This window comes from Streptomyces sp. NPDC048278 (assembly GCF_040652195.1).
In the GTDB taxonomy this organism is placed as follows: Bacteria; Actinomycetota; Actinomycetes; order Streptomycetales; family Streptomycetaceae; genus Streptomyces.
In genome coordinates this window covers 55,966-75,148 of the sequence record NZ_JBEZLP010000032.1, presented here as the reverse complement: position 1 = coordinate 75,148, position 19,183 = coordinate 55,966, and the positions used below count along the sequence as shown (strand labels likewise).

Genomic DNA, 19,183 nt, shown 5'->3' with positions numbered 1-19,183 from the left:
GGCCCCCACCGGCCGGCAGTTCCCGAACAACGCACGTAACCGAAGCGACCGGCTACCGAGGCGACTTGGGAACGTCGATCCGGTCGACGTCCGGCGCGTACCCCGACCCGCTGTCAAAGCTGATCGTGTTGGCACCGGCCTTCAGCACCACCGGCACGCTCACCGTCGCCACGGTCCCCCAGTCCCCGGTGGACGGGAACTTGTGACCGGTCCCGGCCCCGGAGTTGGCCGCGACGGTGGCCGAGCGGGAGTCACCGCTGATGTAGGCGACCTTCACCAGGTACGTCCCCGCCTTGTCGACGACAACGTTGTTGAAGGTCAGCTTGCCGCCCTGGTACAGGTTTCCGACCTTCTTCTGCCCGGAGCAGGCGTCGCACCCGGCGACGGACGCGTTGCCGCTCAGCGTGTTGCCGCTCGCCTCGGCCTCGTACCCGGTGGACGCCGGCGCGCTGCCCTTCGGCGTCACGGTGAACAGCCGGGAGCCGTGCGCCGGCAGCGCCTCGGTGATCTTGTTCTGGAAGCTGCCGAGGTTCTCCTTGTTCCACACGTCCCGCACCGACGCCTTGCCACTGAAGCCGAGGGCGGTCCAGTCGGCCGTGACCGCCGAAGGCGAGTCCGCGAGGTTGAACAGGGCGACCGTGTACGTGCCGTCGGCGTTCTTCGCGGCCCAGACCTGCTGCGGGTCGGACGGCGTGACCGGCCGGGCCGGCGGGTTGTCGCTCTGGTCGATCGCGATGACGTCGCGGTTGGTCAGCAGCGAGACGCCGTAGTCGTCGAGCTTGGTGAGGTCGTCGCCGGTGAACAGCGGCGACTTGGCGATGGCCCAGAGCGTGGCGTAGCTCTGCCGTTCGGCCTTGGTGAGGCCGTCCATCGCGCCGTTGCCGACGTCGAGGGAGTCGAGGTCGTTCCAGCCGCCGGGGCCCGCCTTGTCGGTCCAGGCAGGGGTGTCGTCCCAGCGGTCGTCGACGGAGTTCTCCCAGCTGACCAGGGTGTTGCAGTAGCACTCGACGTCGGTGTCGATGCGCCAGCCGTTGGTGTACTTCTGCCAGTCGGCGGCGTGCCCGAAGTCCAGGGACCAGGAGGCCTCCAGGTGGATCGGGCGGCCGGTGGCGGCGATCGCCTGGTGCCAGGCGGCGACGTCGGCGACGTTGTCGTACTGGTCGCCGCTCTTGCCGGAGCCGGGGCCGACGCCGTCGAGCTTGAGGAAGTCGTAGCCCCAGCCCGCGATCAACTGGGCCTGGGAGTCTATGTACTTCTGCGCGCAGGGCTTGTCGAAGTCGAGCTTGTAGGAGCTGTCCCAGCCGTTGGTGGTGCGCAGGTCGTCGTAGACGACGTCGGCGGTGGTGCAGCCCTCGGCGTTCCAGATCGGCGTCCTGCCGTCGCCGTAGGCGCCCTTCTCCAGGCCGGCCGGGAGGTAGATGCCGGCCTTGAGGCCCTTGGCGTGGATGTGGTCGGCGACGGCCTTCATGCCGCTGGGGAAGCGGGCGGGGTCGGCCTTCTGACGGCCGTACTGGTCGTAGCCCTGCTTCCAGTTCCAGTCCATCCACCAGCCGGCGTCGATGTTGACGTGGTCGTAGCCGTACTTCTTCAGCTTGCTCGCCAGGGCGTCGGTCTGCTTGAGGACGTTCGCCTCGGTGAGGTAGCTGTAGTCGCCCTTGTCGTTGAGGCCGGGGTACTTGGACGACTGCATGCTCCAACTCGACCAGCCCATGTAGGGCTTGGCGGCGATCGGGGCGGGCGTCTGGGCCTGCGCGGCGGGCACGGTGGCCGCGAAGGCAGCCGTCAGCGCCAGCACGAGGACGGTTCTCAGCCCGCGTACGGGCAGGGCGGAATTCGAAGGTGACCGCATGGGCCCTCCAGGGTTCGGGGTCTTGGGCGGCTCAGCCCTTGCCCGTCGGTGTGGGAGAAGAGGTGATGAAGGACTGGATCGCGGCGGCGGCGGCCCCGCGCGCCCACTCCTCGAAGGCGAGTGGGCGGGTCTGTACGTCGCTCTGCGCGGCGGAGCCGAAGGCCGCCGCGGTGAACGAGTCGAGGATCTGCTCGGCGAAGAGGTCGTAGGCGGCGAGTCCCTCGCCGGAGATGATCACGCGTTCGGGGCCGAAGAGGTTGGCCACCGTGGCGATGCCCCGGCCGATCGCCTCCCCGGCGCGGGCGTACACCTCGCGCGCCCCGGGCACCCCCTCGTGGGCGAGGGCCAGCGCCGCCGCGGAGTCGGCGACCTCACGGCCGGTCACCTCCCGCATGCGGGTGACGATCGCGGCGTCCCCGGCGATCGCCTCCACGCAGCCGCGGTTGCCGCAGTGGCAGAGGGGCCCGGCCGGGTCGATGGCCACATGCCCGATCTCCCCGGCCACTCCGTGCGCTCCGGACACCACCCGGCCGTGGACGACCAGTCCGCAGCCGATGCCCGCGCCGACGGTGACGACGGCGAAGTCGGAGAGCCCGACCCCGGCGCCGAACCACTGCTCGGCGACGGTCAGGGCGCGGACGTCGTGGTCGACGACGACCGGCAGTCCGGTGGTCATCGCGGCGAGTTCGGCGAGGGCCACGTTCCGCCAGTCGAGGAAGGGCGAGTAGCGCACCACGCCTTCGGCGCGGTCCACGTCGCCGGAGACGGCGATGCCGAGGCCGAGTACCGGGGCGCCGAAGTCCTCGGCCTCGGTGCGCAGTTCGTGGGTGAGTTCGGCGACGGAGGTCAGGACGGCCCTGGCCGCGCGGTCGGTGACCGGCAGCCGGCGGGCCAGCAGGATCCGGCAGCACAGGTCGGTGAGGACCGCGATGACCTCGTCGCCGGTCACCTTGACCCCGATGAAGAGTGCGCGTCCGCCGTCCACCCGTACCAGGTTGGCGGGGCGGCCGAGGGAGGGCCGGGCCTCGCCGTCGGCGTCCTCCGCCAGGTACCCGGCCGCCAGCAGCGGCCGGACGGCCTTGGTCACGGCCGCCGGCGACAGGCCGGCCCGGCGGGCCGCCTCCAGCCGGGTGAGGGGGCCGTGGGACAGGACCGTGGTGAAGATCTGCGAGGCGGCCGGCGTGTGGGCCGGGAACGTCTCGGTACGGGAGGTGGAGCGCATGGCCGGGAACTTAGGTGGCTTATTTTCCGCTGTCAATAAAAGAAACAGGAATCACCTGATGGTTGACTGTGAGGCTCCCATGGCCTTCAAATGACGGGTGGGACAGGGGCGTTGGCTCGTGTTCCGCAAGCGTGACCGCAAACGCGACCGATCCGGGTGCCCAGCCCCCCGACGGGGCACCCGGATCAGCGGCAGGGCGCGCCCGTCAGTGGCGGGCGGCCGGCGTGTCGGCCTCGGTGACGTTGACCGCGGCCCAGGCCTGGTCGACCGTGCGGTACTCGGTGCTGCTCGCGCCGTAGAGGTCGGTGGCCGCCTTCAGCGTCGCGATCCGCGCGTCGTGGAAGTCGGTCGAGGAGACCATGTACCGGGTCAGGGCGCGGTAGAAGATCGCCGTGGCCTTGGCGCGGCCGATGCCGGTGACCGTGGACCCGTCGTAGGTCGGCGAGTCGTAGGTGGTGGCCCCGATCGTCTTGCGACCGCTGCCTTCGGCGAGCAGGTAGAAGGCGTGCGAGGAGACGCCGGACCCGGCGTGCACCTCGGCGTCGGCGACCTCCGGCGACCAGTAGTCGACGGTGCCTTCGAGGCGGTCGAGCGAGGGGTGGTCGAGGCGGCGCAGGAACTTCTGGCGCAGGCCCAGCTTCTCGCCGAGCAGGTAGTTCGGCGGGTTCTTCGGGTTGTTGGCGAAGAACTCCACGCCGGAGCCGAAGACGTCGGCGAGCGACTCGTTCAGCGCGCCCGGTTCGCCGTACTGGTTGCCGTCGCTGTCGACGCGCGTCGGTTCGAGCTCGGCGGTGGCGTCCACCACGCCGTGGGTCAGCTCGTGGCCGGTGACGTCGAGGACGACCAGCGGCTTCTTGATCTCGGTGCCGTCGCCGTCTCCGTACAGCATGCAGCCGCAGGTGGAGTCCCAGAAGGCGTTGCCGACCTTGTTGCCCCAGTGGACCATGGCGCGGGCAGGCTTGGAGTTGTTGGCTATGCCCTTGCGGCCGAAGGCCTTCTTGTAGAAGTCCAGGGTCTCCGTGATGCCGTACTGGGCGTCGGCGGCGGCGCTGCCCCGGCTGGTGGTGGTGCCGTTGCCCCAGCTGTCGGTGGTGCTGGTGAACTTGGTGCCCTGGCCGAAGCTCTCGGTCTCCCTGCCCTTGGCGTCCCGGGTCTCGGTGCCGTAGCGGGTGGGGTCCTTGAGCAGGAAGCTCTTGCGGGCGGTCTGCGTGGTGGTGAGCGGGACCTTGCCGACGAAGAGGGACCTGCCGGAGCCGTGGGCGGTCGCCGGGTAGTGGGCGGCGACGGAGACGGACGCGCCGGTGAGGGCCTGGGCCCGGACGCCGGTGCCGAGGACCGGGTCGAGGGTCTCGCCGCGGCTGCGGAGGGTGTCGAGCAGCCGGGGCGAGAGGAACTCGTCGCTGTCCGGCGTGTTGCTGCGCACCCTGCCGGTGAGGGCGTCGACGACGACCGTGCTGGTGCCGCCGGAGCCGTCGACCGCCACCTGGTAGGCGAGGGCGGCGGCGCCGTTCCGGGCGTCCACCACGAGCCGGGCGGTGCCGGGGTCGCCGTCGGCGGCCGAGGCGGCCTTCTCCTCGGCCTGCCGGGCGGTCAGCTTCGCCTCGGTGGCGGCGGGCCTGACGGCGTGGTCGGCCGCCCGGGTGACGCCGGTGTAGGCCAACCGGCGGGAAAGATGGAGGACGAGGTCGCCGCCGAGTACCGGCATCCCCCGGTGGGTGCGGACGAAGCGGACGTGGCGTGCCCCTTCGGGGTCGATCATCACGTCCTGGGGCTGGAGCTCGTCGCCGGCGCCGACTCCGGTCGCCGCGGCATGGGCGAAGGCCGCGGTCCGGGCCGCGGCCACCACCTGCGCGGTCGTCGTGGCGGCGGCCACGGCCTCCTGTCGTTCCCCCGTCGCGGGACCGGCGAAGGCCGTACCGGCCAGGCCCGTGGCGGCCGTCGTCACGGCGACGGCGACCGCCACGCTGCGTATGTGCGCACTACGCACTGATCAGGGTTCCTTCGTTCGAAGACGGCCGTGGTCACCAACCGCCTTGCGGCAGGGCGCCGTTGGGCGCCAAGGGGGCTGGTCGGGCCCCGGCCGCAACCCTTACGGACGAATCATGTCCATGTAAAGCGCAATTCGTCGCTTTTCTTGCTTTTCATGGCAATACTTGGCGAATCCGCACCGCACGGTGATCAAGGAGTGACCAACTGTGCGTCGGCTGTGGAGATGTGACGGGATGCGAGAGGGTTCCCCGAACCCGATGTGACTCATCTCGCATCGAAGACGGCTCAGAGAGGAGCAGGTCCGAATGGTCTCGGCAATGGTGTGCAGAAGTGCGGTGCTCGGGGCGGTGACGCTGTCACTGCTCGCGGTCCCGGCCCAGGCGGCGCCCCTGAAGACGACGGCGAAGGCCCGGACGGCCGCGGCCCTCCCGGCGCCCGACACCGCGGGGCTGACCGCGGTGCTGCGCTCGGTGGTGGCGAAGGGCGCGCCCGGCGCGATGGCCCGCATCGACGACGGCACGCAGGTCTACCGGTCCGCCCAGGGCATCGCCGACCGCGCGAGCCGGCGGGCCCTGACCACCGCCGACCGCTTCCGGGTGGGCAGCGTCACCAAGACGTTCTCGGCGGTGGTCCTGCTGCAACTGGTGGACGAGCACAAGCTCGCCCTGGACGCGCCGGTCAACCGCTACCTGCCGGGGCTGCTGCCGGACGACCGCATCACCGTGCGGCACGTACTGAGCCACCGCAGCGGCCTCTACGACTACACCAACGACATGTTCGCCAGCAGCGTCTCCGGCTTCGAGGCCGTGCGCAACAAGGTCTTCACCTACCGCCAACTGCTGGACCTGTCCCTGAAGAAGGCGCGCACCAACGCGCCGGGCGCCGCCTACTCGTACTCCAACACCAACTTCGTCGTCGCCGGAATGCTGATCGAGAAGCTCACCGGGCACAGCGTGCGCACGGAGTACCAGAACCGCATCTTCAAGCCGCTCAAGCTCGACGACACCTTCTACGTCCACCCCGACACGAAGATCCCGGGCGTGCACGCCAGCGGCTACCTCACCGCGGACCGGGCGGGTGCCGCGCCCGTCGACGCCACGAACCAGACGGTCTCCTGGGCCCAGAGCGCGGGCGCCATCATCTCCAGCGCCCGCGACCTCGACACGTTCTACTCGGCGCTGGTACGCGGAAAGCTGACGTCGACCGCCCGCCTCGCGGAGATGGAGCGCTTCACCCGCGTCAACGCCAACACCTCCTACGGCCTCGGGCTGCGCCGCCGCGACCTGTCGTGCGGGGTCTCGGTGTACGGCCACACGGGCGCCGTGCAGGGCTACTACACGTACTCGTTCACCAGCAAGGACGGCAAGCGCAGCCTCACCGCGCTCGCCAACGCCTCCAACAGCTCCGACGTGCTCAACACGCTGGCGGCCACGCTGGAGCCGGCGTTCTGCGGCAAGCAGAAGTCCCCGCGCAGCGCGGCCGTGCCGCTCGAACGCGAGGACGTTGCACCGGCCGCGCCGCGGGAGCAGTAGCACCCCGGTCCCCGCGGGGAACCTCGCGCCCGGGCCGGACGTTCAACCGGCGACTCCCCCACCGGGCGCGACGTCCGGCCCCCGACCGCACGGAGGCGGCGCGATGAGCGAGCTGGTCCCCGGGGGCAATCTGCCTCTTCCGGGCGGCGCGCTGACCCTGCGGGTGCCCGGCCCCTTCGACGTGTCGGCGCTGATCACCGACGAGAGCGGCAAGGTCGGCGGCGACGCCGACTTCGTCTTCTACAACCAGCCGGACGCACCCGGCGTCCGGCTGCGCGGCGACACGCTGACCGTCGAACCGGCCCTGCTGCGGGCGGGCGCCCAGCGCGTCACCCTCACGGTCACCGCCGCCGAGCCCGGCACCCCGCTCGGCCGGCTGCCCGCCGCCACCCTGCACGTGACCGACCGCCTGGGCCGCACGCTGGCCCGCTTCGCCCCGGCGCGCCCGCAGACGGAGACGCTGCTGCTGCTCTCCGAGATATACCGGCGGGGCACCGGCTGGAAGCTGCGCGCCATCGGCCAGGGGTACGCGGACGGACTGGCCGGGCTGGCCCGGGACTTCGGGGTCGACGTGGTCGAGGACCGGCAGCCCTCCCCCGGCTCCCGCGCCACCATCCCGGCCCAGCGGACGGCGGCCTCCCCGGCCCGCCCCTCAACGGCTGCGCTGCCCGATCCGGACGGCCTGCTGGGCGCGGTCAACTCCGCCCGCGCCCGGGCCGGCCGCCCGCCGGTGGCCCCGGACGCCCGGCTCACCTCGGCCGCCCTCGCCCACGCCACGGCGATGGCCGACGCGGGCCGACTGGCCGGCGAGGGCCCCGACGGCGTCTCCGTCCACCAGCGGATCAGCGCCACCGGGTTCGCCTACGTCACGGTCGGCGAGCACCTCGTCTCCGGCCCCCGCACCCCGGCCGAGTTCGTCGACTACTGCCTGCGCGGCGAGGACGCCCGGCGCACCCTGCTCGACCCGGCGTTCACCCACGCGGGCCTCGCCCACGCCCGTGGCCCGCGCGACGGGGACACCTACTGGACAGCGCTGTGGGCCAGACCCCTCACCCAGGCCGAGCTGACCCGCACCCGCGACGAGGTCGTCGACCTCACCAACCGGGAGCGCACCCGGGCCGGGCTGCGACCGCTCGCGGTGGATCCGCAGCTGGCCACGGCCGCGCAGGCGTACAGCACGGACATGGCGACCCGCGACTTCTACTCGCACACCTCGCCCGAGGGCACCCAGCCGTGGGACCGGGCCGCCGCCGCGGGGTCACGGCGGCGCACCATCGGCGAGAACATCGCCTGCGGCCAGCGTTCCGCGGCCGAGGTGGTGGACGGCTGGATGAACAGCCCCGGCCACCGGGCCAACATCCTGAAACCGGACTTCACCCACATAGGCATCGGCTTCGCCGGGGGCGGTCGGGCCGGCACCTACTGGACCCAGCTGTTCGGTGCCTGAACCGGTACACACCGTGATCTTGGCGGAACGGGTCCGTCCGGGACACCATGCCCGACATGAAGGGTGATCTCTTTTCAAGTCAGCACATGGTGGCCCCGGCGCTCGAGCCGGGCATGACGGCCGAGAACGCAAAGTGCCTCAGGTACGCGGTCAACGGCGAGATGTACGCCCGCCAGGGCGCGATGATCGCGCACCGCGGCAGCCTGAAGTTCGAGCGCAAGGGCCAGGGCGTGGGCGGGATGCTCAAGCGCGCGGTCACCGGCGAGGGGCTGCCGCTGATGTCCGTGCAGGGGCAGGGCGAGGCCTGGTTCGCGCACGAGGCGCAGAACTGCTTCATCGTCGAGATAGAGCCGGGCGACCAGTTCACGGTGAACGGCCGCAACGTGCTGTGCTTCGACGCCACGCTCTCGTACGAGATCAGGACGGTGAAGGGGTCCGGCATCGCGGGCGGCGGCCTGTTCAACAGTGTGTTCTCCGGACACGGCAGGCTCGGCCTGATCTGCGACGGCAACCCGCTGGTGATCCCGGTCTCGCCGCAGGCACCGGTGTACGTCGACACGGACGCGGTGGTGGGCTGGACCGCGCACCTGCAGACCTCGCTGCACCGCTCGCAGTCGATCGGGTCGATGCTGCGCGGCGGTTCCGGCGAGGCGGTCCAGCTGATGCTCCAGGGCGAGGGCCATGTCGTGGTCCGGCCGAGCGAGGCGACCCCGCAGAAGGCACAGCAGCACTGACCTCCGGCGCCCTGGTCCGCGTGGCCCGGCCGCGGCGGCCGGGCCGGGTTGACCAGGGCGGTCCGGCCGGGTGAGGGTGCGAACGGCGCGGACCGTCGCTCCCGCGCCGGAAGGGTGAACCGCCTTGAACGGCATCATCGGCATCTCGGACATCGAATCCGCGGCCCGGCTGATCGAAGGACACGTCGTCCGTACTCCCACCGTGCCCAGCCCCGGCCTGTCGGAGCTGCTCGGCGCGCCGGTCACCGCCAAGCTCGAACTCCTCCAGCGGACCGGCTCCTTCAAGGCGCGCGGTGCCGCGGCGAAGCTGCTGTCGCTGACCGAGGCCGAGCGGGCGGCCGGCGTGGTGGCGGTCAGCGGCGGCAACCACGGCATCGCCCTCGCGGTGATGGCAGCCGCCCTCGACGTGAAGGCGACGGTGGTGATGCCGCGGACGGCGCCCGCACGGTCGCTCGCGCTGGTGGCGGAGGCCGGGGCGTCGGTGCGGCTCACCGACGGCATGGGCTCGGCGTTCGAGCTGCTGCCGCGGCTGCGGGACGAGGGGCTCACCCTGGTCCATCCGTTCGACGACCCGGTGGTGATCGCCGGGCAGGGCACGGTGGGCCTGGAACTCGCCGAGGACGCGGACGACGTCACCGACGTGATCGTCAGCATCGGCGGCGGGGGCCTGATCGCGGGCGTCGCGGCGGCCCTGCGGGCGCGCCGCCCCGGGGTGCGGGTGTGGGGCGTGGAGACGGCGGGCGCGCAGGCGATGTCCGAGGCTGTCGCGGCGGGCGCTCCGCTGCCGGTCGAGGTGTCCTCGATCGTGACGACGCTCAGCGCGCCGTCCGTGTCCCGGTTGACGTACGACCATGCGGCGGCGCTGGTGGAGGAGGTGCTGGTGGTGCCGGACCGGGAGGCGGTGCGGGGCAGTCTGGAGTTCGCCGAGCACGCCAAGGTGTGGGCCGAGCCGGCCGCGGGCTGTCTGCTGCCCGCGGCCCGGCAGGTTCTGGAGCGGGTCGGCGCCGGGGCCCGGATCGGGCTCGTGGTCTGCGGAGGCAATGTGACGCACCAGGAGATCTCGGAGTGGACCGCGCGCTTCGGGCTGGACTGACCAGCGGACCGCAGCCGGGCTTTTACCGTCGGTTACCCGCAGGTCGAAGCCCGGTCATTCATTGTTTTCCTCAAGTGCCCCGCCGTTGCCGCCACTTGAATAAAAGGCAAGAACGGTCCCCGAGTTGCAGATTCTTTGAACAAACCAAGGTATGTCCCGCGTACCTCTGGTCAATGACGAGGCAGGGGTTTCAGCGAGGGATGACGATGGTCAAGGCGCATGTCTCCGCACAAGAAGTGGTCGCAGGAAGGTACCGGCTCCTCGAAGTCGCCGACCGCGAACCGAACCGCGTCAGCTGGTACGCGGAGGACGTGCAGGCCGAGCGACCGCGTCTGGTGACCGAGATCGCGTTTCCCGAGGCGCCCACCGAGGACACCGTGCGCCGGGCCACCGCCCGTATCCTGCGCTCCTCGGAGGTGATGAGCGCGCTGCGACCCGGCCGGGTCGCCATGGTGATCGACGCCTTCGAGGAGGCGGGCGCGCTGTGGACGGTCACGGAGCTGATCGACGGCACGCCGCTCAGCGAACTGCTCGTCCAGCAGGCCACGTTCGACTACGTACGGGCCGCACGCATCGGCCTCGAGGTGCTGGACGTCCTGGAGGCCGCGCACGCGGACGGCTACACGCACGGCGAGCTCAGCCCCGGCCAGATCTTCGTCCGCGACCGGGGCCCGGTGGTCATCACCGGGTTCGGCCTGGCCGGCGCGACGCTGGCGCCCCGGGTCACCGCGCCGTCGTACGCGTCGCCGGAGCAGGCCCGCGACGAACGCATCGGTCCCGCCGCGGACCTGTGGGCGCTCGGCGCGATCCTCTACACGATGGTCGAGGGACGGCCGCCGTTCCGGGACCGGGGCAAGGCGGAGGCGACCCTGAAGGGCGTGGACCGGCTGCCGTTGCGCACCCCGCTGCGGGCCGGTCCGCTGACCCAGGTGGTGCAGGGGCTGCTGCGGAAGAACTCCCGTGAACGGCTGAACCGGACGGTGGTGCGTCAGGCGCTGACACGTGTCCTGGACGAGGACCCCGACACGGCCGAACAGCCCGCGGCAGTCTCCCGGCTGCGCGGCGCCTATGTGGCCGCCCGGGCCTCCGGGTGGAGCAGGACCACCATGATCGGCGGGACCGCGCTGGCCGTCGTGACCGTCTCGGTCGCGGTGCTGGCCGCGACGCAGGGTCTGCCGGGCGCCGCCTCGGCGGGCTCGGCCCCGACCGCCTCGGCCACGGCCGGCGAGCCGGCCAACCGCACGGACGGCAACGCCCCCGGCACCTCCACCTCGCAGACGGCGTCCCCCTCCCCCACCCCGTCGGCCTCCGCGTCCCCCTCCGCGTCCGCGTCCCCCTCGGCGACGGCCACGGCCGGTGCCCTGCCGGCCGGCTTCCACCGCTACACCGCCCCGGAGGGGTTCTCCGTGGCGCTCCCGACGGGCTGGAAGCGACTCGACACCGCCCGGGACGACGTCGCCTACCGCGTCACCTTCGGGCCGGGCGGCGACGACCTGCGCACCCTGGCGGTCACCTACAGCACCGACGCGGGCCCGGACCCGGTCGCGATCTGGCGGGACGACGTGGAGCCCGGGCTGGAGAAGCTGGACGGCTACCAACGGATCGGCCAGATCCAGGCGACCACCTACCAGGGCCACAAGGCCGCGGACATGGAGTGGGAGTCCGGCACGGGCGCCGACCGGGTGCACACCTTCGGCCGCGGCTTCCTGCTCGGCGGCGGTCGCAGCTTCTCGCTGCGCATCACGGCGCCGGCCGCCGACTGGGACGACGCCGCGGACAAGCTCGCCATGAAGACCTTCCTGGCGACGTTCCGCGGCTCGGCAAGCTGATCCGCGGGGTGCGGTGCGCGGCGCGGATCAGCTCGCCGAACCGGTCTTCGACGGTCCGGAAAACCCCGGCCAATCGGTAGATATAGGCTGCCCGTCGGTACGTACGCAGTTCGGCAGCCTTCAGGAGTGTCCTCCGTGACTCTAGCGATCGACCCGTCCGAGACGTCCAGCGCGTCCCCGGCTCCCCTCTCCGACCTGGTGGCGCGGGACGCCCGCGAGTTCGGCGCGTATGTGCGGACCGGAGGCTGGACGTTCGGGCTGATGGTGGCCCGTAGCGTGCGGCCGGGAGGGCAGGGCGCACAGGAGACGGCGAAGGTGCCGGCGAAGGAGTTCGCCGAGCTGGCCGGCTGCTCCGCGGAGCGCGTCATGCGCTACTACAAGGCCTGGGACAAGGCCGCCGACGACGGCCTGGTCCCGCACTTCGAGGCCCTCGCGCCGGGCCAGGAGGTGGAACTCCCGGACTCGGACGTCTGGTTGACGTACTACGTCTCGCGCAGCAGTGCCGGCTCCGAGCGCGGCACCGCCATCGCGGAGGCCGCCGAGGCCGAGGGCATCCGGCCCACCAAGGCCCTGGAGGTCGCCGAGAACCCGACCGCGCTGCGCGCCGCGATCCTCGCCGACCCGTCCACCGCGCGCGCCGCCCGCTCGGCCCTCCTCGACCGCATCAAGGAGGACCCGGACCTGCAGACCGTGCTGGCCCGTGACGTGGTCCGCACCGCCGACCTGAAGAAGGCCGTCGCCACCGAGAGCCGCTCGGCCGACCGGATCGGCTACGTCCGGCAGATCGCCGAGTCCGGCCAGATCAAGACCCCGGCCGGGCAGACCGTCGACGCGCCGTCGCAGCTGCGCCAGGAGGCCGAGCGCCATCTGTCGCTCCTCGACGAACTGGACGACGACGAGGACACCGGCGAGTGGGCGACCGAGGCCTACGACACGATGAAGAACCTGGTCGTGGAGGCGGTGGAGGCCGACCCCGAACTGCGGGTCCAGGAGAAGCGCACCAAGTTCTACAACAGCCTCCAGAAGGCGACCAAGGCGTTCGAGGAGCTGACCTTCGACGACGCCCAGGACTTCTACGAGGACGACATGGTCCAGCGCCTGGAGGACCTCCAGCAGGCCATCGGCTCCTGCCTGGCCGCGCTGCGCGGCACGAACGGCACTCAGGACTAGGAGGCCGCGGGGCCCGCAGGGCAATTCCGCTCACGATTGAGCGTTTTTCCCGTGGGAGGGGTACTAGAGGGCACCAAGCCGATCGTTCTCGGAGGCCACTCGCGTGAACCCCATCGTGCACAGGACCCTGGTCGTCCAGCTCCGGGCGGACGGGACGGGCCGCTGTCCCGTCCTCGCCCATCTGTCGTACGACGCCGGTGACCCGTTCGCCGTCACCGCGGTGTTCACCCTGGACGGCCGGGTGCTCGCCCGGTGGCGGCTGGACCGCGAGATGCTCAACGACGGGCTGAGAGAGCCGGTCGGGGTCGGGGACGTCCGGCTGCGTCCCGTACGGCAGGGGCGCTGGAGGGAAGTGCGCATGGATTTCCTCGGCGACCCGCTGCCCGGCGGCAGCCGCCACCACGCCGTGGTGTTCGCGTGGGCACCCGCGCTGGCCTCCTTCCTGAGCGACACCTACCTGGCCGTGCCGCCCGGCCGGGAGGAGATCCCGGTGGACGACGTGCTCGCGGAGATCCTCGCCACCGGCTGAGCAGCCGTGACGTGGCTCAGCGGGTCGTGTGACGGTGCCGGGACCACAGCGGCAGGCCGTACCAGCACACCAGGTACCAGACGACGACGGCCACCACGACCCAGGTCACCTGGCTGCCGCCGGTGGCCACCCGGAGGATCAGCACCAGGGAGGCGGTCATGGTGGCCAGCAGCAGGAAGAGGCCGATCGAGGTGAGCCGGGACGCCGTCCGCACCGCCTGCGGCTTCACCTTGCGCCCGGCGACCAGCCGGTGCAGCGACACCGGGCCGATGAGGGCGCCCGTGGCGGACGCGCCCAGGATCACGGTGACGATGTAGATCGTTTTGTCCGTGTCGGAGAGCTGGGCGTACTTCTGCTGGAAGGCCACGGTGAGCAGGAAGCCGAACAGGATCTGCACACCGGTCTGGGCGACGCGCACCTCCTGGATGAGCTCGCCCCACATCCGGTCGGCGCGCTCCTCCTCCGTCTCGTCACGCCCGCTCGGCCTCTCCTGGTCGGTCATGGAGTACGGGTAACCGCCGGCCCGGTGCCCCAAACGGAGCGCGGCCGGGAGCGGCAGGGCTGCGCTCCCGGCTCGCACCGCCGCTACCAGCGGGTTTCCACCTGCTCCTTGATCCGGCGGTCGTACAGCTCGCGGATCGCGGCGACCGTCTGCCCGGGCAGCTCCGGGAGGCGCGCGGCAGCCGCGTTGGCGCGGGCCTGCTCCGGGTTGCGGGCGCCCGGGATCACCGTGGTCACGCCCGGCTGGTCGATGATCCAGCGCAGGGCGAGCTGGGCCGGGGTGTACCCCTCGGGGGCGAGGGCGGCGAACTCGGCGGCGGCCTCGACGCCCGTCGCGTAGTCCACGCCGGAGAAGGTCTCGCCCTGGTCGAAGGCCTCGCCGTGCCGGTTGTAGGTGCGGTGGTCGTCGGCCGCGAAGACGGTGTCCTTGGTGTACTTGCCGGACAGCAGCCCGGAGGCGAGCGGCACCCGCGCGATGATGCCGACGCCGGCCTCCAGCGCGGCCGGGAGCACCTCGTACAGCGGCTTCATGCGGAACGGGTTGAGGATGATCTGCACGCTGGCCACGCCCGGGCGGGCGATCGCGGTGAGGGCCTCCGCGCTGGTCTCGACGCTGACGCCGTAGGCGGCGACGCGCTCCTCCTCGACCAGGGTGTCGAGGGCGTCGTACACCTCGTCGGAGGAGTAGACGGGGGTCGGCGGGCAGTGCAGCTGCACCAGGTCCAGGCGGTCCACGCCGAGGTTGCGGCGCGACCGGTCGTTCCACGCGCGGAAGTTGTCCAGGACGTAGTTCTCCGGGATCTGGTCGACCCGGCGGCCCATCTTGGTGGCCACCAGAACGTGCAGGTCCGGCCTGCCGCGCAGGAAGGTCGCGATGGTCTGCTCGCTGCGCCCGTCCCCGTACACGTCGGCGGTGTCGAAGAAGGTCACCCCCGACTCCGCCGCCGTCTCCAGAACGGCGAGCGCCTCCTTGTCGTCCACCTCGCCCCAGTCGGCACCGAGCTGCCATGTGCCGAGGCCGACGACCGATGCCCGCTGTCCCGACCTGCCGATTACGCGTTCGTCCATGGCGTCAGTCTGTCATCCGCCGCCGACAACGGTGTCACGGGCCGGTCCGTGCGTGCCCGCCCTGAACCCTCACGGGGCGCCGAAGTAGTGGCCCTCCGCCAAGTCGGCGAGCAGGTCCGGGTGTTCCGGCGTCCAGCCCAGCAGCTTTCGGGTCCGCTCGCTCGACGTCGCGTTGTCGACGGCCGCCGCCATGCCGAGCCAGCCGAAGTGGGCCTGCGCCTCTTGCGCCGGGATGCTCCTCAGCGGGACGTCGAGGCCCCGTCCCGTCGCCGCCGCGATGTCCTTGAAGGGGATTCCCTCGTCGGCCGCCGCGTGCAGGCCGGTGCCCGCCGGGGCGGACTCCAGGCCCAGCCGGAACAGGCGGGCCGCGTCCAGGCGGTGGACGGCCGGCCAGCGGTTGGCGCCGTCGCCGACGTACGCGGCGACGCCCTTCGCCCGGGCGACGTCGATCAGCCGGGGCACGAAGCCCTGGTCGCCGCGGCCGTGCACGGTGGGGGCCAGGCGGACCACCGCGCTGCGCACGCCGCGCTCGGCCAGGGCGAGCGCGGCGAGGTCGGAGTCGGCGCGGTAGGTGCCCGGCACCGGGGTGTCCTGCTCCGTCGCCACGCCGTCGACCGAGGCGAGCATCAGGGTTCCCGAGGTGACCACGAAGGGCCGGTCCGAGCCCTCCAGCGCGGCGCCGACCGCCTCGATCACGCGCAGGTCGCTCCCGGCCGCGAGGGTGAGGTCCGGGAAGTCGTCGTGGTTGAAGGCCAGGTGGATCACGCCGTCGGTACCGGCCGCGGCGCGGGCCAGGCCCTCGGGGTCGTCGAGGCTGCCGCGGTGTACCTCGGCGCCCGCGGCCCGCAGGGTCTCGGCCGACCTGTCGGAGCGGGCGAGGGCGAGGACCCGGTGGCCCGCGCCGAGGAGTTCGGGGATGACGGCGGAGCCGATGAAGCCGCTGCCGCCGGTGACGAATACCCGCATGGTGGATGCTCCTTCGAGGGAGGGGGTGGTGCCTCCATCGTTCGGCCGACGCGGGGCGGGAGTCCAAAGCCTGTTTCGACATGCGCAATGCGTTTCAGGCATCGTCGCAGGTGGTGGGCGCTATTCTGGAGACATGGCTGATCCGGCTTCCGTTCCTGACCTCGATCTGCGGCTCGTCCGGTACTTCACCGCGGTCGCCGGGGAGCAGCACTTCGGGCGGGCCGCCGGCGCCCTGCACATCACGCAGCCGGCGCTGAGCCGGCAGATCCAGCGGCTGGAGCAGGTGCTGGGGGCCCGGCTCTTCGACCGCACCCCGCAGGGTGCCCGGCTCACCGAGGCCGGCGAGGTGTTCCTGCCGCGGGCGAAGGCGTTGCTGCGGGCCGCGGGCGAGGCCGCGGCCGTCACCCGGGCCGCCGCCGAGCCGAGCCGGATCACCGTCGGGTACATCAACGGGATCTTCGTCACCCCGGCCGTGCGGGATCTGCGCCGACGCTTCCCGGACGCCGACGTGCGGACCCTGCACCTCGACTGGGGCGAGACGCGCGAGGCCCTGCTGACGGGGCGCGTGGACGCGGCGGTGACCCGGCTGCCGCTGCGCACCGACGGGTTGCGGGTGACGGTGCTCCACGACGAGCCGCGTGTCCTGGTGGTGCCGCTGGACCACCGGCTGGCCGGGAAGGAGTCGGTCACGCTCGACGACATCGCCGACGAGCCGCTGCCGCGGGGGAAGGACCCGCTCTGGAACGCGTTCTGGCGCGTCGACCCGCGGCCGGACGGCAGCCCGGCGCCCGACGGTCCGCTGATCGGCGCGGTGGAGGACAAGTTCGAGTTCGTCGCCGCCGGGCAGGCCGTGGCGATCGTGCCCCTGGTGCCCGGCGCGAGCATCCGCCCCGACCTCACCGCGGTCCCGCTGCACGGTGTCGAGCCGAGCCACGTGGTGCTGGCCACCCGCGCCGGGGACGGCAACCGGCTGACGGCCGCCTTCCGCAGGTCGGCGGAGGCGCTGCTGACGGGACCGGCGCGGGAGCCGGACGGTTCCTAGGGCGTCAGCTGGGCCTGGACCGCGGGGCCGTAGCGGTCGGCGACGTCGCCGATGCCGGTGGCCGCGGAGTCGCGCAGCCGTGGGCCGCGGGCGATGCCGTACATCACGCCCAGGCCGATGAGCTGGGCGACGGCGAGTTCGGCGCGCAGGTCCGGGTCGGGTCCGGTGAGCCGGGCGGCGAGGGCGTCGATCACGTGGGAGCGGAAGTTGGCGCGCAGCACCTCGCCGTGGTCGCCGTGCAGGGGTGCGAAGGCGATGCGCAGCAGTGGGTCGGCGCCGCGGTCGCGCTGGCTCTCCAGGACGTGCCGGACCATGTGCCGGCCGAGGTCCTCCAGGGGTGCGTCCAGCAGGGCCGCCGCGTCGGTGTCGAAGGACATGACGCGGGCGAACAGGCTGTCCTTGTTGCCGAAGTACTTGAGGATCAGCGGGGCGCTGACCCCGGCGCGTTCGGCGACGTCCTTGAGGGTGATGTCGGCGTGCGCGTGCCGGGCGAGGAGGTAGCGGGCCGCCTTGAGGATGGCCGCCTTGGTGGCCTCGGCGTCCCGGCGGGCGGGGGCCGGGGCGGGGGCGGACCCGGTGGGTGCGGGCGCTGCGGGTGCGGGCGCTGCGGGTGCAGGCGCTGCGGGTGCGGGCGTGGCGGGTGCGGGCGTGGCGGGGGTGCCGGGGCGGGTGTTCACGGCGCTCATGCTCCCTCCAGAGCCCCGTCCCTGGCGCTCGCGGCCCGGCCCCGGGCGCGGGAGGTGTCGTCGGGGCGCTTGTCGCCGGGGATGGAGAGGGCGGCGGCACCGGCCGCGAGGGCGACGACGCCGGCCATCGCGAAGGCCAGCAGGTAGCCGTGGAGCGTGGCGATCGGGGCGCCGCCGACGAGGCTGGTGTGGTGGGTGAGGACGGCGGCCACGGCGGCGCTGGAGGTGGCCTGGCCGATGGTGCGCATGAGGACGTTGACGCCGTTGGCGGAGGCGGTCTGGCCCGCCGGTACGGCCCGCAGGATCAGCGTCGGCAGCGCCGAGTAGGCGAGGGTGGTGCCGGTGGCGACGACGGTGGCGCCCAGGATGATCATCCACAGGTCGCGGCTGTCGGCGATGCGGACCACGTATCCGCAGGCGATGACCGCGGTACCGAGGGCCAGGGTGATGCGCGGTCCGCGGGAGGCGGAGATCCGGGCGGAGACCGGTGAGAAGAGCAGCATGGTCACGCCGCCGGGGAGCAGGCACAGGCCGGTGGCCACGATGGACAGGCCGAGGCCGTATCCGGTGGCCTTCGGCGCCTGCACCAGCTGGGCGGTGACGAGGGAGTTGGCGTAGAAGGCGAACCCGGTGAGCAGGGCGGCGACGTGCGAGAGGCCGACCCGCGGCCGGGTCACCAGGTGCAGGTCGACCAGCGGCTGCTCGGTCCGCAGCTGCTGCCACCACCACAGGGCCAGCACGACGACGGTGGCGGCGAAGAGCCCGAGGACGCGGGGGCTGCCCCAGCCCCACTGTCCGCCCTGCGAGACGCCGAGCAGCAGGCAGGTCAGCCCGACGGCCAGCCCGAGCGTCCCGAGGACGTCGAACCGGCCGCTCTCGCGCACCGGCGACTCCCGCACCGCCCACCAGACGCCCGCGACGCCCAGCGCCCCGAGGAGGCTGGTCAGCCAGAACATGGTGTGCCAGTCGTAGTACTGCACGACGAGCGCGGCCAGCGGCAGGCCCAGCGCGGCGCCGATACCGACGGTGGAGCTCATCAGCGCCACCGCCGATCCCCGGCGCTCGGGCGGGAGTTCGTCGCGCAGGATGCTGATCGAGAGCGGTACGACGGAGGCGGCGGCGCCCTGCAGGGCGCGGGCGACGATGAGCACGGTGATGTCGGAGGACAGGGCGCACATCACGGAGCCCACGGTCATCAGCGCGAGGGCCCCGGTGAGCACCCGGCGCTTGCCGTACATGTCTCCTGCCCGGCCCAGCACCGGGGTGAGGACGGCCCCGGCGAGCAGGGTCGCGGTGACCGTCCAGGAGACGGCGCCGGCCGAGGAGTGGGTGAGCCGGGGCAGGTCCGGCAGGAGGGGGACGACCACCGTCTGCATGACGGCCATGAGGATCCCGCCGAAGGCCAGCACCGGGATGGTCAGCCGCTGCCGCAACGGGGGCGGGGCGGTGGCCGGTCCCGGGTGACCGGCTGTCGGGGCGGGCTGGTCCATCGGCACTCCTGCGGGCGGCGCGAATGAAGAAGGTGA

16 protein-coding genes are annotated in these 19,183 nt (G+C 72.4%); 8 read left to right on the top strand and 8 right to left on the bottom strand.

Annotation, left to right across the window (positions count from 1 at the left end):
- Positions 1–52: 52 nt before the first annotated feature.
- From AB0D74_RS38760 to AB0D74_RS38750, 3 genes are all read right to left on the bottom strand, one after another.
- Positions 53–1,849 carry a CBM35 domain-containing protein gene (locus AB0D74_RS38760; protein ID WP_362597636.1) on the bottom strand — a complete coding sequence of 599 codons (1,797 nt, stop codon included), beginning with the start codon at positions 1,847–1,849 and terminating at the stop codon, positions 53–55.
- Between the two features lie 31 nt (positions 1,850–1,880).
- Entirely contained in the window at positions 1,881–3,071 is a 1,191-nt protein-coding gene (locus tag AB0D74_RS38755; protein ID WP_362597632.1) for an ROK family transcriptional regulator, read from the bottom strand.
- A gap of 205 nt (positions 3,072–3,276) precedes the next feature.
- Entirely contained in the window at positions 3,277–5,058 is a 1,782-nt protein-coding gene (locus tag AB0D74_RS38750; RefSeq protein ID WP_362597629.1) for a M4 family metallopeptidase, read from the bottom strand.
- 307 nt (positions 5,059–5,365) lie between these two features.
- On the opposite strand from AB0D74_RS38750, the gene AB0D74_RS38745 reads away from it, so the two are divergent.
- From AB0D74_RS38745 to AB0D74_RS38715, 7 genes are all read left to right on the top strand, one after another.
- Positions 5,366–6,592 (top strand): serine hydrolase domain-containing protein, encoded by a 1,227-nt coding sequence (locus tag AB0D74_RS38745; protein WP_362597626.1) that lies wholly within the window; start codon positions 5,366–5,368, stop codon positions 6,590–6,592.
- A 103-nt stretch (positions 6,593–6,695) separates the two neighbouring features.
- Positions 6,696–8,039 (top strand): CAP domain-containing protein, encoded by a 1,344-nt coding sequence (locus AB0D74_RS38740; protein WP_362597623.1) that lies wholly within the window; start codon positions 6,696–6,698, stop codon positions 8,037–8,039.
- A gap of 56 nt (positions 8,040–8,095) precedes the next feature.
- Positions 8,096–8,773 carry an AIM24 family protein gene (locus AB0D74_RS38735; RefSeq protein WP_362597620.1) on the top strand — a complete coding sequence of 226 codons (678 nt, stop codon included), beginning with the start codon at positions 8,096–8,098 and terminating at the stop codon, positions 8,771–8,773.
- A gap of 133 nt (positions 8,774–8,906) precedes the next feature.
- On the top strand, positions 8,907–9,866 hold the full coding sequence (locus tag AB0D74_RS38730; RefSeq protein ID WP_362597770.1) for a threonine/serine dehydratase: 960 nt from the start codon (positions 8,907–8,909) through the stop codon (positions 9,864–9,866).
- A 200-nt stretch (positions 9,867–10,066) separates the two neighbouring features.
- A complete protein-coding gene (locus tag AB0D74_RS38725) occupies positions 10,067–11,695 on the top strand; it encodes a serine/threonine-protein kinase (RefSeq protein WP_362597617.1) in 1,629 nt (542 codons plus the stop codon).
- Between the two features lie 135 nt (positions 11,696–11,830).
- On the top strand, positions 11,831–12,865 hold the full coding sequence (locus AB0D74_RS38720) for a hypothetical protein (protein ID WP_362597614.1): 1,035 nt from the start codon (positions 11,831–11,833) through the stop codon (positions 12,863–12,865).
- Positions 12,866–12,968: 103 nt separating this feature from the next.
- Complete coding sequence (locus AB0D74_RS38715) at positions 12,969–13,394, top strand: SsgA family sporulation/cell division regulator (protein WP_362597611.1); 426 nt, start codon at positions 12,969–12,971, stop codon at positions 13,392–13,394.
- A gap of 16 nt (positions 13,395–13,410) precedes the next feature.
- On the opposite strand, the gene AB0D74_RS38710 is transcribed toward AB0D74_RS38715, so the two are convergent.
- From AB0D74_RS38710 to AB0D74_RS38700, 3 genes are all read right to left on the bottom strand, one after another.
- Positions 13,411–13,896 carry a DUF6328 family protein gene (locus AB0D74_RS38710; protein ID WP_362597608.1) on the bottom strand — a complete coding sequence of 162 codons (486 nt, stop codon included), beginning with the start codon at positions 13,894–13,896 and terminating at the stop codon, positions 13,411–13,413.
- 83 nt (positions 13,897–13,979) lie between these two features.
- Positions 13,980–14,963, bottom strand: coding sequence for an aldo/keto reductase (locus AB0D74_RS38705; protein ID WP_362597605.1), 984 nt, complete (start codon positions 14,961–14,963; stop codon positions 13,980–13,982).
- A 69-nt stretch (positions 14,964–15,032) separates the two neighbouring features.
- Positions 15,033–15,929, bottom strand: coding sequence for an SDR family oxidoreductase (locus AB0D74_RS38700; RefSeq protein WP_362597602.1), 897 nt, complete (start codon positions 15,927–15,929; stop codon positions 15,033–15,035).
- A 133-nt stretch (positions 15,930–16,062) separates the two neighbouring features.
- On the opposite strand from AB0D74_RS38700, the gene AB0D74_RS38695 reads away from it, so the two are divergent.
- Positions 16,063–16,971, top strand: coding sequence for a LysR family transcriptional regulator (locus AB0D74_RS38695; protein WP_362597599.1), 909 nt, complete (start codon positions 16,063–16,065; stop codon positions 16,969–16,971).
- On the opposite strand, the gene AB0D74_RS38690 is transcribed toward AB0D74_RS38695, so the two are convergent.
- Both AB0D74_RS38690 and AB0D74_RS38685 read right to left on the bottom strand, forming a co-directional pair.
- Positions 16,968–17,657: a TetR family transcriptional regulator gene (locus tag AB0D74_RS38690; protein WP_362597596.1), complete on the bottom strand. Its 690-nt coding sequence runs from the start codon at positions 17,655–17,657 to the stop codon at positions 16,968–16,970. The two genes, AB0D74_RS38695 and AB0D74_RS38690, sit on opposite strands and share 4 nt — an antisense overlap.
- Positions 17,654–19,147, bottom strand: a complete 1,494-nt coding sequence (locus tag AB0D74_RS38685) for an MFS transporter (RefSeq protein WP_362597593.1) — start codon at positions 19,145–19,147, stop codon at positions 17,654–17,656. The genes AB0D74_RS38690 and AB0D74_RS38685 overlap by 4 nt, the downstream gene beginning before the upstream one ends.
- Positions 19,148–19,183: the final 36 nt, after the last annotated feature.